Origin of the sequence: Streptomyces sp. NPDC101194, assembly GCF_044767885.1 — a bacterium.
Taxonomy (GTDB): Bacteria; Actinomycetota; Actinomycetes; order Streptomycetales; family Streptomycetaceae; genus Streptomyces.
Genome location: NZ_JBIWOS010000002.1, coordinates 594484 through 608270, shown reverse-complemented (window position 1 = coordinate 608270; position 13787 = coordinate 594484). Strand labels below are relative to the sequence as shown.

Here is a 13787-nt window from a genome sequence, read left to right as displayed (position 1 = left end):
GCTTGTCGCTCCGCCGTCGTTCGGCCGAGGCACCGGGACGATTCAGTGCGTCACACGGTAGGAGGCGATGGCTTGTTCGTAGATGTCCGAAACCTTGTCGCGCCGGTTCTCCGGGCCGATGACCTGGAGAATGTGGTAGCGGCCGCCGACGATCATCGCGAGGTTACGGGCGTACACCTCGCGCCCGGAGGCGTCCTGCCAGGTGAACTGGCCCTCGGCCATGGCCTGTCGGCCGACGTCGATCCGGCGCAGCCCGCTCGATCCCGACCAGCTGGAGTCGCGGAAGGGCTGCAGCTCCAGTTCCTTGTCCGCCTGGTAGACGAGGGGATCGTCACCGTTGGCCTTGACGGTGTCACGTCCGGGGACGATCAGCAGGCTGAAGCCGTCGCTGCCGTAACGGATCTGACGGTCCGCGTTGGCGGGGCTGCGCCGCCAGCTCTTGGGCGTCGCGATCTCGAACCCCTCCGGGTCCTTGCGCAGGGCGTAGCCCGGAGCGAGCGCGACGGCGGATCGGCTGGTCTGCGGCTGCTGGGCGCCGGGGGGCTGCGTGGACGACTGCCCGCCGGTCCCGCCGTCGCCGGGCTCCGGCGAGCCGGACGCCGACGACCCGGGGCCCGTGGAGCGGGCGCCGGAGTCGCTGTCCGCCTTCGGCATGAACACCATGGCGTACGCGATGGCCGCGACCAGGGCCAGCAGGATCAGCACGAGCAGCAGCCGCCCCAGCCGTCGTGGCGCCCGCCCCTCGCCCTGCCGGGGGCCGGGCGGCGGGGTGCGCAGCGCCTTGGGGCCCTTGGGCTCGCGCGGCGCTCTGGGCGCTCTCTCCGGTCCGGGCGCCTCGCGCCGGTCGGCCTTCTCCTTGGTGTGACGATGGCGGCCGTGGGCCGAGCCCTGGCCGAAACGGCCGCGGCGCCTGCGGACCAGCTCGCCCCGGCGGCGCACGATGGGAAGCCTGGCGCTGTCGACGGACGGCAGCGGTACGACGTCCAGGCCGGCCTCGGGCTCGGGCGCCGACCGCACGAGGGAACGCAGCCAGCCGCTCAGCTCCTCGAAGTCCGGCCGCTCGGTGGGGTCCTGGCGAAGCAGCGACTCGACGACGGGGCGCAGCGGACCGCACTCCTCGGCGAAGGCGGGCGGCTCCCCGCACACCATCTGGACCAGCTCCGCCGCGTTCTCCTCGGGGTACGGGGCGTGGCCCTGGACGGCGCGGTAGAGGAGCGCGCCCAGTGCCCAGAGGTCGGTGGCGGGGCCGATCGGCGGCGCCAGCTGCCAGTTCTCGTGAACGGGGCCCGCCTGCTCGGGCGCCCAGCGCTCGGTGACCGCACCGACGACGGCGATCCGGGTCTGCCGGGCCCGCTCGGCGGCAAGGGGCGTGGCGGGGCCGCGATAGCCGGGGCCCGAACTCCCGCCCCCGACGACGTCGTCCCAGTGGGCCGGCTGCTGCTGCGGGGAAGGGTGCGCCGGCAGCGCCGGGGAGTCGCCGCGGCGCCGGGCATCGGCGCGCAGGGCGTCCTCGCCCGAGCCTCCGGCGGGGACGGGACGCCCGGAGCCGGGGCCGTCGCTCCAGGTGCCCGTGAGATGCAGCCGACGGCCGGGGGCCTGGCCGTCGTCCCCGTAGCCGTCGTCGTCCTCGTCGTCGTACGGGTCCTCCTCGTACGGGTCGTCCCCGTGCGGAGCCTTGGTGTACGGGTCCTCGGCGTACGAGTCCTCATCGGCCCGGTTCCGGGAGCCGGTCGGCCGCGCGGTGCGCTGCACCGGGAGGCTGCCGGTGTCCTCCGCCTCGCCGTCCCCGGCCCCGCGCCGGTCCTCGCCGACCCGGGCCGCGGCGCGGGCGCCCGCGCGGTAGGCGGCGATGGCTCCGGCGCGCTCGGCCCGCGACCGCGCGACGCCCTCCGTTCCGGGGTCAGGCGCGGGCAGGGCGGGATCCACCGGCCGCCGCACGGCCTCCAGTTCACCCGGCCCACCGCTGTCGAGGGCGTCGCCGAACCGGGCGCCGGGGTACGCGTCATCGGAGGGCGTCTCGTCGTCGCCGTACGGGTCGCCGGGGGTGCGGCCCGTCTCGATCGCCGCCGGGCCACGCGAGGCCGGCACCTCGGCCGGGGGGACGGGCGGGGGCGAGGGGGGCAGCGGAGGCGGTACGTACGGCCCGGCGGGGCCCGTCGCGACCGCCGGGCGTCCGAAGGCGATCTCGTCCCCGTCGTCGGGCTGCGGCGTCGGCACGTACCCGCAGAGCGCCTCCTCCGCCGCACCGGTCGCCAGGCCGGTCAGCACGACGCGGCCGTCGTCGCAGACCAGCACCGTACGGACGGTGATGTTCCGGTGGGTCCAGCCATGGGCGTGCAGCACCCGCAGCGCCGTCAGCACGTCGGAGCCGATCTCGGCGGCCCGGAAGGGGTCGAGGGGACGCTCCGCGAGCAGGGCGGCGAGCGGACGGGCCACGACGAATTCGCTCACGATCCAGAGCGAGCCGGCCTCGGCGAACACGTCGAAGACCTGGTCGAGCCGGGGATGGTCGGGGACCTGGGCCGCCGCCTGCGCGGCCTCGATGGCGCGCCGGACCGCCGGGTCCGTGGGCCGTCGCACCGCGTGCCCCGTGACCCGCCGGGCCGTCGGCACCGGGCCGTCGGCGTCGAGCACCTCGGCGTCCACCACCTCGGGCAACGGCACCTGCCGGATCAGGACTTCCTGTCCGCTGTAGGTGTCGAACGCCCGGGTCTCGACCAGTTCGTACTCGTCGGACGGGGGCAGCGGAAGGCGGTAGCGGTCGGCAAGCACCCGACCCGCGTAGTCGTCCACGACGCCTCCCCAGAGCGCGCTGTCCCCCGGTCACGGAACCCGTACGAATCCATCAATTGCGCTCACTCACCACACAATTGATTCACCGTCCAGGCTGTGTACGGTCTTCAGGCTCTCACGATACGTGGCAAGCGCGGGACGCGCGCCGGGGTCGGTACATCCCGGCCCTTTCACCCATCGATCAGTCGGTGGGTGCGAAGGTGTCGAACGCGGTCCTGCGCAGTGTCCGGCACTCCTTGCCGTCCCACTCGCTCGACCTGCAGCTGATCATGATCGCGTAGCCGTGGGTGGCGTCGACCTTGAAGCCCCTGTTCAGCACCCGGACCCGCTGCCCCTGCTGGGTGCGCTCGAACTGCCAGTCGGCGACCGTCGGGTAGCCGTTGTACTGGACCTCTTTCACGCCGAGGTGGCGGTATCCGTTGCTGCTGGCCGCCACACCGCCCTTCGCGGCGTTCCAGGCCGCGGCTGCGTCGCCGCCGGGCGAATCGGTGTAGTCGACCTGGACGCGCGGGAAGCCCCCGTCGGCATTGAAGATGCCGCCGGAGTTGCGCCCCGACGTGTGGTCGAGCCGGAAGTCCTCGGGCATCGCGATGGTGAAGTGGAACTGCTTGTTCGTGACGGTTCCGTATCCGGCGGGCAGCGCGTCGCCCTTGGTGCCCTGGGCGTCCTCGGAGCCGTCCGACCCCTTGCCCGAGCCGTCGTCCTTGCCCTGGCCCTTGCCCTGATCGCCGCCCTGGTCCTGGGCCTTGCCGCTGCCGCTGTCCGTCTCCGTGGAGCCGCCCTTCGGCGAGGCCCCGGCCGAGGCGGACTTGTCGTCCTTGCCACCGGCGCCGCTCGTCTTGTCCTTCTCGCCGCTGTCGAGCGTGAGCGCGAGGACCGTGCCGATCACGGCGAGCACGATCACGGCCGCGACGATCGCCAGGGTGCGGCGCGGCACCACGTCGGTGAGGGACGCTCGGGGCGTGGTGGCGGACTGCGTGGCCCGGCGGGGCGGCGGCACGGCGGCGGAGGCCGCGCCCCCGGTCGTCGTGGCCGACGGCCGGGCAGGCTTCGCTGCGGCCGGGGCGCCACTTGCCGAGGCGGGCTCCGCGGACGGGGGCGGCGTGGTGGCCGGGGTCGCGGCCGGTGCCGCCTTCGCGCTGCGCACGGAGCGCAGCGCACCGCGCAGCCGGTCGCGTGTGCCCTCGCCCTGCTCACCGGAGTTCGGGGCCGTCTTGGCGCCGGACCCGGAGGCCTGACCGGGCAGCGTCATGATCTGGGTGGCGTCGGCAGGCGCGGGCACCACCGGGTCCGGCTTCTCGGGAGCGTGGATCACACCGTCGAGCAGGGCACGCGCGCCCGCTTCGTCGAGCCGCTGATCGGGGTCCTTGGCGAGCAGGCCGTAGATGACCTCCTTCAGCGGACCGGCGTTCTTCGGCGGATCGAGCGGCTCGGTCATCACGGCGGTCAGGGTGGCGATGGCCGACCCCTTGTCGTAGGGCGGGGACCCTTCGACGCTGGCGTAGAGCAGCCCGCCGAGCGACCACAGGTCGGCGGGCGGTCCCGGCTTGTGCCCCCGTGCGCGCTCCGGCGAGATGTACGACGGTGCGCCGACGAGCATGCCCGTCGAGGTGACGGACGGGTCGCCCTCGACCTGGGCGATGCCGAAGTCGGTCAGTACGACCCGGCCGTCCTCGGCGATCAGTACGTTGGACGGCTTCACGTCGCGGTGCAGGATGCCCTCGCGGTGCGCAGAGCGCAGCACGTCGAGGATGGCGAGGCCGACCTCGGCGGCGCGCCTGGGCGTCAGCACCCCGTCCTCACGGATGGCCTCGGCGAGGGACTTGCCCTCGATGAGTTCCATCACGATCCACGGCCGGTCGTCCTCGTCGACCACGTCGAAGACCGTCACGGCGCCGTTGTTGCGGATCCGGGCGATCGCCTTCGCCTCGCGCAGCGTGCGTGTGATGAGGCGTCGCTTCTCGTCCTCGTCGATGGCCGAGGGGAACCGCAGCTCCTTGACCGCGACCGTGCGGCCCAGCGTCTCGTCGACGGCACGCCAGACCGTGCCCATACCGCCCCGGCCGAGCACCTCCCCGAGCCGGTAACGCCCCGCAAGGAGACGTCCGTCCTTGTCCCGTTGGGGCTCCCGTGCCTGCTCCGCCTCCGACATGCGTCCCCTCTGCGATCAACCCGCCCTGGCAGAGCGTTCATTGTCCCTCACCCCGGGACCGGCCATGGTGCCGGGTCCGCCGGGCCCGTCATGATATGGGCCGGAGAAAGGGATTCCCTGCCATGCCGACACCCAGGGCGCTGCTCGCCGCCCCCTTGCTGCTGGCGCTGTTCGGCCTCGGAACAGCGACCCTGCCCAGCGAACCACATCTCACGCCCGCGGCCTCCTACCTTCCCCGGCTCGTCGCCGTGGGCGGCGCCCCCACGGCGGCGCTGCTGGCCGACCGCGCCTCCACCGCACCGTACGGCACCTACCGCTCGACGGGCCCCGGCATCCGCAGGGCGGACCGGTTCCGGGCCGGCAGCATCACCAAGACCTTCGTCGCCACCGTCGTGCTCCAACTCGCCCGGGAGGGACGGCTCCGGCTGTCGGATCCCGTCGAGCGTCTGCTGCCGGGGCTGATCCACGGCAACGGCAACGACGGCCGCCGGATCAGCCTGCGCGCCCTGCTCAGCCACACCAGCGGTCTCTACGACTACACCGCCGACGCCTCCGCCCACCCCGTCTCCGCCGCCGCGACGGTCCGCCTCGCCCTGACCCACCGCCCGACGAGCGCGCCGGGCCGCTACGCCTACTCCAACACCAATTACGTCGTGCTCGGACTCGTCGTCCGGCGCGTCACCGGACACGACTACGCCACCGAGATCCGCCGCCGCATCATCACCCCTCTCCGCCTCACCGGCACTTCTCTCCCCGGCGCCCGTACCTCGCTGCCCGCCCCGCACGGCCGCGGCTTCACCCGGGACCGGGCCGACGGCAGCCTCCACGACGTCACCGACCTCGACCCGCGCACGGCGGGCGCGGCCGGCGAGCTGGTCTCCACGCTCACCGACCTGAACCGCTTCTACGCGGCCCTGCTGGGCGGACGCCTCCTCGCGCCCGCCCAGCTGGCGACGCTGCTGAACACCGGTGCCACGCACGGCGTCTACGGTCTGGGCATCTATCCTCAGAAGCTCTCCTGCGGCACCACCGTCTGGGGTCACAACGGCCACATAGCGGGCAGTTACGTCCGTACCGCCACCACGCGCGACGGTCGGCACACCCTCACATTCCGCGTCGACACGGGCACCCTGAACGATGCGGACACACTGGAACCGGCGCTACTCGAAGCGGAGTTCTGCAGTCGCGCTGCCCGCGCCTGAGCCCCGGCCCCACGAGGCCGGCAGGGCCGGAACGGGCCCTGCCGGACGGGCGGCCCTACAGCGGCACGATGTCCGGAGCCCCGAGCCGCGCCGCGTCCGCCGTGAGGTCGTCCGGCTGGCGCTGCGACTCCCGCTCCGCCTGCACCCGCTTCTCGTAGTGCTCGACCTCCCGGTCCATCTGCCCGTCGTCCCAGCCCAGCACCGGCGCCATCAGCTTCGCGCAGAGCCTGGCGCTGAGCGTGCCCCGGTCGAAGGTCTCGATGGAGATCCGGGTCCGGCGGGTCAGCACGTCGTCGAGGTGGCGGGCCCCCTCGTGCGAGGCCGCGTAGACGATCTCGGCCTTCAGATAGTCGTCCGCCGACGGCAGCGGCTCGCCCAGCGTCGGATCGCCGACGATCAGATCGAGGAGCTCCTCGGTCATGGAGCCGTAACGGTTGAGCAGGTGCTCCACCCGGGCGACATGGAGCCCCGTCCGGGCCGCGATCCTCGCGCGGGCGTTCCACAGCGCCCGGTACCCCTCCGCTCCCAGCAGTGGAATGTCCTCGGTGACGCACTCCGCCACGCGCTGGTCGAGACCGTGCACCGCCTCGTCCACGGCGTCCTTCGCCATCACCCGGTACGTCGTGTACTTGCCGCCCGCCACGACCACGAGGCCCGGCAGCGGATGCGCCACCGTGTGCTCGCGCGAGAGCTTGCTGGTCGCATCCGACTCGCCGGCCAGCAGCGGCCGCAGGCCGGCGTAGACGCCCTGGACGTCGTCCCTGGTCAACGGCGTGGCCAGGACCGAGTTGACGTGTTCGAGCAGATAGTCGATATCGGCACTGGACGCCGCCGGATGCGCCTTGTCCAGGTCCCAGTCGGTGTCCGTGGTCCCGACGATCCAGTGCCGTCCCCACGGGATGACGAAGAGGACGGACTTCTCCGTACGCAGGATCAGACCGGTCGAGGAGTGGATGCGATCCTTCGGGACGACGAGGTGGATGCCCTTGGACGCCCGGACGTGGAAGAGTCCGCGCTCCCCGATCAGCGCCTGGGTGTCGTCCGTCCAGACCCCGGTCGCGTTGACCACCTGTTTGGCCCTGACCTCGTACTCCCCGCCCGCCTCGACGTCCTCCACCCGGGCACCGACGACCCGCTCGCCCTCCCGGAGGAAGCCGATGACCCGCGCCCGGTTCGCCACGTGCGCGCCGTATCCGGCGGCGGTGCGCACCAGGGTCGCCACGTAGCGGGCGTCGTCCATCTGCGCGTCGTAGTACTGCAACGCCCCGACCAGGGCGTCCTTCCGAAGCGCCGGGGCGACCCGCAGGGCGCGGCGGCGGGAGAGATGCCGGTGGACGGGCAGACCGCGGCCGTGCCCCGACGACACCGACATCGCGTCGTAGAGCGCCACGCCGGAGCCGGCGTAGAACCGCTCCCAGCCCTTGTGCTGCAGCGGGTAGAGGAACGGCACGGGCTTCACCAGGTGCGGGGCCAGCCGCTCCAGGAGCAGTCCGCGCTCCTTCAGCGCCTCCCGGACGAGCGCGAAGTCGAGCATCTCCAGATACCGCAGCCCGCCGTGGATCAGCTTGCTCGATCTGCTCGACGTGCCCGAGGCCCAGTCGCGCGCCTCGACCAGGCCGGTCGAGAGCCCCCTCGTCGCCGCGTCCAGCGCCGTACCGGCGCCGACCACGCCCGCCCCCACGACCAGCACGTCCAGTTCGCGCTCGGCCATCGCGGCGAGCGCCTCGGCACGCTCCGCGGGTCCCAGTGTCGCTGTCCTCACCGCTGCCTCCCGGGTAGATCGGGGTGGTCCGGCACGGGACGCGACCCGACCGAGCGGTCGGACGCCCCGCGCCCACCCCTCGATTCTGTCCGCCGTCCACGACTTCGGCCACCGCCTGTGGACAACACCGGGACGACAGGAGCCCGACAATGCGACATATAGGTCATATTTACGCCTAGTCTGACATTGCGCTGTCCTTTGCGGTTGCGCTTTCCGCTCTCTCGGTCCAAGGGAAGGACGGCCCATCCACATGCCCGCAGACCTCGCTGTCATCGGACTCGGCCACCTCGGCCTGCCTCTCGCCCAAGCCGCTGTCGCCGCCGGTGTCCAGACCGTCGGCTACGACACCGACCCCCGTGCCTACGCGGAGCTCTCCGCGGGCCACACCCCCGTCGAGGGATCGCTCACCGCCTCGGACGTCCGCCGGATGCTCTCGGGGGGTTTCCGGCCCACCACCGACCCGGCCGAACTGGGCCGGGTCCGTACCGCGGTGATCTGCGCGCCAACCCCGCTCGGCGCCGACCGCACCCTCGACCTCACCGCCGTCGGCGAGGCGACCCGCGCGCTCGCCGCCCGGCTCCGCCCGCACACCACCGTCCTGCTGGAATCGGCCGTCCGGCCCGGCACCACCGAGAGCTACGTGCTGCCCCTGCTCGAAGAGGGCTCGGGGCTGCGTGCCGGTCGCGACTTCCACCTCGCCTACTCCCCCAGCCGCCTCGACCCCGGCAACAGGACCCACGTCTACACCAACACCCCCAAGGTCATCGGCGGCCTCACCCCCGCGTGCACCGAGTCCGCCGCCGCCTTCTACGGCCGCCTCACCGACAAGGTCGTCCGGGCCCGCGGGCCGCGCGAGGCGGAGATGACGAAGGTCCTGGAGACCAACTTCCGGCACGTCAACATCGCCCTGGTCAATGAGATGGCGGTGCTCTGCCACGACCTCGGCGTCGACCTGTGGGACGTCATCAGGTGCGCCGAGACCAAGCCCTTCGGCTTCCAGCCGTTCCGTCCGGGCCCCGGTGTCGGCGGTCACGGCGTCCCCGTCGACCCGGGCTGCCTCCCGTACAACGGCCGCACCCCCGGGCACCCCCTGCGGATGGTCTCGCTCGCCCAGGAGATCAACGACCGGATGCCGCAGTACGTGATCCAGCGCTGCGCCACCCTCCTGAACGAGCACGGCAAGTCCGTCCGCGGTGCCCGGGTGCTGCTCCTCGGTGTCACCTACAAGCCCGACCTCGCCGACCAGGAGGCCTCCCCCGCCCAGGAGGTCGCGACCCGGCTGATGGACATGGGCGCCCAGATCGGCTACCACGACCCGCACGTCCTGGACTGGCGGGTACGTGACCTCCCGGTTCCGCGCGCCGACTCGCTGTACGAGGCGGCGTCGAGCGCCGATCTCACAGTGCTGCTCCAGCACCACCGTACGTACGATCTCCAGGGCCTCGCGGTGAAGGCCCAACTCCTCCTGGACACCCGGGGAGCGACCCCGGCGGGGGCCGCACACCGGCTGTAGGAACGGCTTTCCCGGGGATTTCGGTGGGCGATGTCACAGACGGCTGCTAGCCTGCGGCGTCACTTCTCGCACAGTCGTGCGCTTCTGTCCCAGGGGGATACCACCATGAGCCAGCCCGTGCCGCCGCCGAACCAGCCGCAGCAGCCGTACAACGCCCAGCCCGGCGGCGGCAACCCGTTCGCCGGCCAGCAGCCCGGCCAGCCCGCTGCCCCCACCGGCAACCCCTTCGCAGGCCAGCAGCCCGGCCCGTACGGCCAGCCCGGTCAGCCCGGCGGCGCGTTCGGCGGAGCGCCGTTCTCCCCGCCGGCCCCCGCCCGCGACAACCTGGGGCTCGGCCTGCTGACGGCGGTGGTCACGGCGCTCGTCGCGGCCTTCCTGTACGGCGTCATCGCGGGTTCGATCGAGCGCGAGATCGGCTACATCGCCATCGGCGTCGGGTTCCTCGTCGGCTTCGCGGCGAGCAAGGTCGGCGGACAGAACCCGGTGCTGCCCGTGGTCAGCGCCGTTCTGTCGGTGGGCGCCGTCTACCTCGGCCAGCTCGTGGGCATCTCGATCATCTTCTCCGACCTGGCCCACCAGTCCGCCTCCAGCCTCTTCTTCGACCACTTCGACGTGCTGACGAAGGCGTGGAGCGAGGCGGCGGACTTCAAGAGCTACCTCTTCCTGCTGCTCGGTGCCGTCGCCGCGTTCGGTGGCGCCAAGAAGGCCGCGTGACGCCTGCCGGTACACGGCGAGGAGGCCCGGACCGCTTCTGCGGTCCGGGCCTCCTGCGTACTGCCGGGCGTACTCAGCGGCGGTGCTGCGAGTCCGCCACGGTCACCTCGACGCGCTGGAACTCCTTGAGGTCGCTGTACCCCGTCGTCGCCATCGCCCGGCGCAGCGCGCCGAAGATGTTCATCGAGCCGTCGGGAGTGTGCGAAGGACCGGTGAGGACCTCCTCGGTCGTACCGACGGAGCCCAGGTCCACCAGCTTGCCGCGCGGCACGTCCTCGTGGACGGCCTCCATGCCCCAGTGCCGACCGCGGCCCGGCGCGTCCGTCGCGCGGGCCAGCGGGGAGCCCATCATCACGGCGTCCGCGCCGCAGGCGATGGCCTTGGGCAGGTCGCCGGACCAGCCGACGCCGCCGTCCGCGATCACGTGCACGTACCGGCCGCCGGACTCGTCCATGTAGTCGCGGCGGGCTCCGGCCACATCGGCGACCGCGGTCGCCATCGGGACCTGGATGCCGAAGACGTTGCGCGTGGTGTGCGCGGCGCCGCCGCCGAAGCCGACGAGGACACCGGCCGCACCGGTCCGCATCAGGTGCAGGGCGGCGGTGTACGTGGCGCAGCCCCCGACGATCACCGGGACGTCCAGCTCGTAGATGAACTGCTTGAGGTTGAGCGGCTCGGCCGCACCGGAGACGTGCTCGGCGGAGACCGTCGTACCGCGGATGACGAAGATGTCCACGCCCGCGTCGACGACGGCCTTGGAGAACTGAGCGGTGCGCTGCGGGGAGAGCGCGGCGGCGGTGACGACGCCGGAGTCGCGCACCTCCTTGATGCGCCGGCCGATCAGCTCCTCCTGGATGGGGGCGGAGTAGATCTCCTGGAGGCGGCGGGTCGCCGACTCGGCAGGCATCTCGGCGATCTCGTCGAGCAGCGGCTGCGGGTCGGCGTGCCGGGTCCACAGGCCCTCGAGGTTGAGGACACCGAGGCCGCCCAGCTCACCGATGCGGATCGCGGTCTGCGGGGAGACCACGGAGTCCATGGGAGCCGCCAGGAACGGCAGCTCGAAACGGTAGGCGTCGATCTGCCAGGCGATCGAGACCTCCTTCGGGTCGCGGGTACGGCGGCTCGGAACGACGGCGATGTCGTCGAATGCGTACGCCCGGCGGCCGCGCTTGCCGCGCCCGATCTCGATCTCAGTCACGATGGTGTGGCCTTTCCCTCTATGTCTGCGCTGTCCAGTATCCCCGACACACGGCTGAGGGGCGGTCCGGGGAACCCCGGGCCGCCCCTCGGCTGCGCTGGCGCGTTACTTCCTGCTGTAGTTCGGCGCTTCGACCGTCATCTGGATGTCGTGCGGGTGGCTCTCCTTGAGCCCCGCCGAGGTGATCCGGACGAACCGGCCGTTGGCCTGGAGCTCCGGGACGGTGCGCCCGCCGACGTAGAACATCGACTGGCGCAGGCCGCCGGTGAGCTGGTGGACGACCGCCGAGAGCGGGCCGCGGTAGGGGACCTGGCCCTCGATGCCCTCGGGGACCAGCTTCTCGTCGGAGGCGACACCCTCCTGGAAGTAGCGGTCCTTGGAGAAGGACTTGCGGTCGCCACGGGTCTGCATCGCGGCGAGCGAACCCATGCCGCGGTACGACTTGAACTGCTTGCCGTTGATGAAGAGCAGCTCGCCCGGGGACTCCTCGCAGCCCGCCAGCAGCGAGCCGAGCATCACGGTGTCCGCGCCGGCCACCAGGGCCTTGGCGATGTCGCCGGAGTACTGCAGACCGCCGTCGCCGATGACCGGGACACCGGCCGCCTTGGCGGCGAGCGAGGCCTCGTAGATGGCGGTGACCTGCGGGACGCCGATGCCGGCGACGACACGGGTGGTGCAGATGGAGCCGGGGCCGACACCGACCTTGATGCCGTCGGCACCGGCGTCGATCAGCGACTGGGCACCGTCACGGGTGGCGATGTTGCCGCCGATGACGTCGACGCCGGAGGCGTTCGACTTGATCTTGGCGACCATGTCGCCGACCAGCCGGGAGTGACCGTGGGCGGTGTCGACGACGATGAAGTCGACGCCCGCCTCGATGAGTGCCTGGGCCCGCTCGAAGGCGTCGCCCGCGACACCGACGGCCGCGCCGACCAGCAGCCGGCCCTCCTTGTCCTTCGCGGCGTTCGGGTACTTCTCGGCCTTGACGAAGTCCTTGACGGTGATGAGGCCCTTGAGGACCCCCGCGTCGTCGACCAGCGGAAGCTTCTCGATCTTGTGGCGGCGCAGCAGTTCCATGGCGTCCACGCCGGAGATGCCGACCTTGCCGGTGACCAGCGGCATCGGCGTCATGACCTCGCGCACCTGGCGCGTGCGGTCCGACTCGAAGGCCATGTCACGGTTGGTGACGATGCCGAGCAGCTTGCCCGCGGCGTCGGTGACCGGGACGCCGCTGATGCGGAACTTGGCGCACAGCTCGTCGGCGTCGCGCAGCGTCGCGTCCGGGTGCACCGTGATCGGGTCGGTCACCATGCCGGACTCGGAGCGCTTGACCAGGTCGACCTGGTTGGCCTGGTCGGCGATGGAGAGGTTGCGGTGCAGCACACCGGCGCCACCCTGCCGCGCCATGGCGATCGCCATGCGGGCCTCGGTGACCTTGTCCATCGCGGCGGAGAGCAGCGGGATGTTCACCCGCACGTTCTTGGAGATGTACGAGGAGGTGTCGATCTGGTCGGGCGCCATGTCGGACGCGCCGGGCAGCAGCAGCACGTCGTCGTATGTCAGCCCGAGCGTCGCGAATTTCTCGGGCACTCCGTCGACGTTTGCAGTCATGACACCTTCCCCAAATGGCCTTGATCGGTGCGGATGTCCATGCTAACGGCCTTCGGGGGTGTCTCATTCCACGAGCAAGATCACCTAGAGGTTCTGTAGCTTCGTACGGACGACGGCGGGAGCCGGCTCACTGCTCCGCGAGGGCCCGCAGCCTGCTCAGCGCCCGGTGCTGGGCGACCCGGACCGCACCCGGTGACATGCCGAGCATCTGTCCGGTCTCCTCGGCGGTCAGGCCGACCGCGACCCGCAGAACGAGCAGCTCACGCTGGTTGTCCGGGAGGTTGGCGAGAAGCTTCTTGGCCCAGGCGGCATCGCTGCTGAGCAGGGCGCGCTCCTCGGGTCCGAGCGAATCGTCGGGGCGCTCGGGCATCTCGTCGGAGGGCACGGCCGTCGAGCCCGGGTGGCGCATGGCGGCCCGCTGGAGATCGGCGACCTTGTGGCCCGCGATGGCGAAGACGAAGGCTTCGAAGGGTCTGCCGGTGTCCTTGTAGCGCGGCAGCGCCATCAGCACCGCGACACAGACCTCCTGCGCCAGGTCCTCCACGAAGTGGCGGGCATCACCGGGCAGCCGGTTCAGCCGGGACCTGCAGTAACGCAGCGCGAGGGGGTGGACATGGGCCAGCAGGTCATGCGTGGCCTGCGCGTCCCCCTCGACAGCACGGTGCACCAGTGCACCGATCACCGTCGTCTCGTCGTCGCGCATCGGACCATGGTGCCTCGGAGCCTCGTCTTCCGCTCCGCCGCGTCCGTAGTTGTGCACCGAAGCGTTATGAGCGGGTGCGCCGGAAGTCATGTCCTGCGCCCTCCCCTTCCGCTCGACCGAATCGTTCCCGAGGAACTCC

At 72.0% G+C, this 13787-nt stretch carries 9 protein-coding genes; 3 read left to right on the top strand and 6 right to left on the bottom strand.

All coding sequences use genetic code 11. The features are described 5' to 3' along the window. Positions 1-42 precede the first annotated feature (42 nt). Both ACIRP2_RS09535 and ACIRP2_RS09530 read right to left on the bottom strand, forming a co-directional pair. Positions 43-2793, bottom strand: coding sequence for a protein kinase (locus tag ACIRP2_RS09535; RefSeq protein WP_404248162.1), 2751 nt, complete (start codon positions 2791-2793; stop codon positions 43-45). A gap of 181 nt (positions 2794-2974) precedes the next feature. Then, positions 2975-4945 carry a serine/threonine-protein kinase gene (locus ACIRP2_RS09530; RefSeq protein WP_404248160.1) on the bottom strand — a complete coding sequence of 657 codons (1971 nt, stop codon included), beginning with the start codon at positions 4943-4945 and terminating at the stop codon, positions 2975-2977. Positions 4946-5067: 122 nt separating this feature from the next. Here ACIRP2_RS09530 and ACIRP2_RS09525 point away from each other — a divergent pair, with 122 nt between their 5' ends. Continuing rightward, positions 5068-6147 (top strand): serine hydrolase domain-containing protein, encoded by a 1080-nt coding sequence (locus ACIRP2_RS09525; RefSeq protein ID WP_404248158.1) that lies wholly within the window; start codon positions 5068-5070, stop codon positions 6145-6147. A 55-nt stretch (positions 6148-6202) separates the two neighbouring features. Here the strand turns inward: ACIRP2_RS09525 and ACIRP2_RS09520 are convergent, their stop codons facing one another. Further along, on the bottom strand, positions 6203-7909 hold the full coding sequence (locus tag ACIRP2_RS09520; protein ID WP_404248156.1) for a glycerol-3-phosphate dehydrogenase/oxidase: 1707 nt from the start codon (positions 7907-7909) through the stop codon (positions 6203-6205). Between the two features lie 250 nt (positions 7910-8159). Between ACIRP2_RS09520 and ACIRP2_RS09515 the strand changes: the two genes are divergently transcribed. Beyond that, the gene (locus ACIRP2_RS09515; RefSeq protein ID WP_404248154.1) at positions 8160-9422 is read left to right on the top strand and encodes a nucleotide sugar dehydrogenase; all 1263 of its coding nucleotides are present in this window, start codon (positions 8160-8162) and stop codon (positions 9420-9422) included. Positions 9423-9527: 105 nt separating this feature from the next. After that, the gene (locus ACIRP2_RS09510; protein ID WP_404248152.1) at positions 9528-10136 is read left to right on the top strand and encodes a hypothetical protein; all 609 of its coding nucleotides are present in this window, start codon (positions 9528-9530) and stop codon (positions 10134-10136) included. 73 nt (positions 10137-10209) lie between these two features. Here the strand turns inward: ACIRP2_RS09510 and ACIRP2_RS09505 are convergent, their stop codons facing one another. From ACIRP2_RS09505 to ACIRP2_RS09495, 3 genes are all read right to left on the bottom strand, one after another. Further along, entirely contained in the window at positions 10210-11334 is a 1125-nt protein-coding gene (locus ACIRP2_RS09505; protein WP_404248150.1) for a GuaB3 family IMP dehydrogenase-related protein, read from the bottom strand. 105 nt (positions 11335-11439) lie between these two features. Continuing rightward, positions 11440-12945 (bottom strand): IMP dehydrogenase, encoded by a 1506-nt coding sequence (gene guaB / locus ACIRP2_RS09500; protein ID WP_404248148.1) that lies wholly within the window; start codon positions 12943-12945, stop codon positions 11440-11442. A 127-nt stretch (positions 12946-13072) separates the two neighbouring features. Then, positions 13073-13648 (bottom strand): sigma-70 family RNA polymerase sigma factor, encoded by a 576-nt coding sequence (locus tag ACIRP2_RS09495; RefSeq protein ID WP_093893485.1) that lies wholly within the window; start codon positions 13646-13648, stop codon positions 13073-13075. Between the last annotated feature and the right edge of the window lie 139 nt (positions 13649-13787).

Excerpts from the sequence above, each read along its gene's own strand:
- ACIRP2_RS09530 (WP_404248160.1), bottom strand. The coding sequence starts at position 4,945 with ATGTCGGAGGCGGAGCAGGCACGGGAGCCCCAACGGGACAAGGACGGA.
- ACIRP2_RS09525 (WP_404248158.1), top strand. The coding sequence starts at position 5,068 with ATGCCGACACCCAGGGCGCTGCTCGCCGCCCCCTTGCTGCTGGCGCTG.
- ACIRP2_RS09510 (WP_404248152.1), top strand. The coding sequence starts at position 9,528 with ATGAGCCAGCCCGTGCCGCCGCCGAACCAGCCGCAGCAGCCGTACAAC.
- ACIRP2_RS09515 (WP_404248154.1), top strand. The coding sequence starts at position 8,160 with ATGCCCGCAGACCTCGCTGTCATCGGACTCGGCCACCTCGGCCTGCCT.
- ACIRP2_RS09495 (WP_093893485.1), bottom strand. The coding sequence starts at position 13,648 with ATGCGCGACGACGAGACGACGGTGATCGGTGCACTGGTGCACCGTGCT.
- guaB (WP_404248148.1), bottom strand. The coding sequence starts at position 12,945 with ATGACTGCAAACGTCGACGGAGTGCCCGAGAAATTCGCGACGCTCGGG.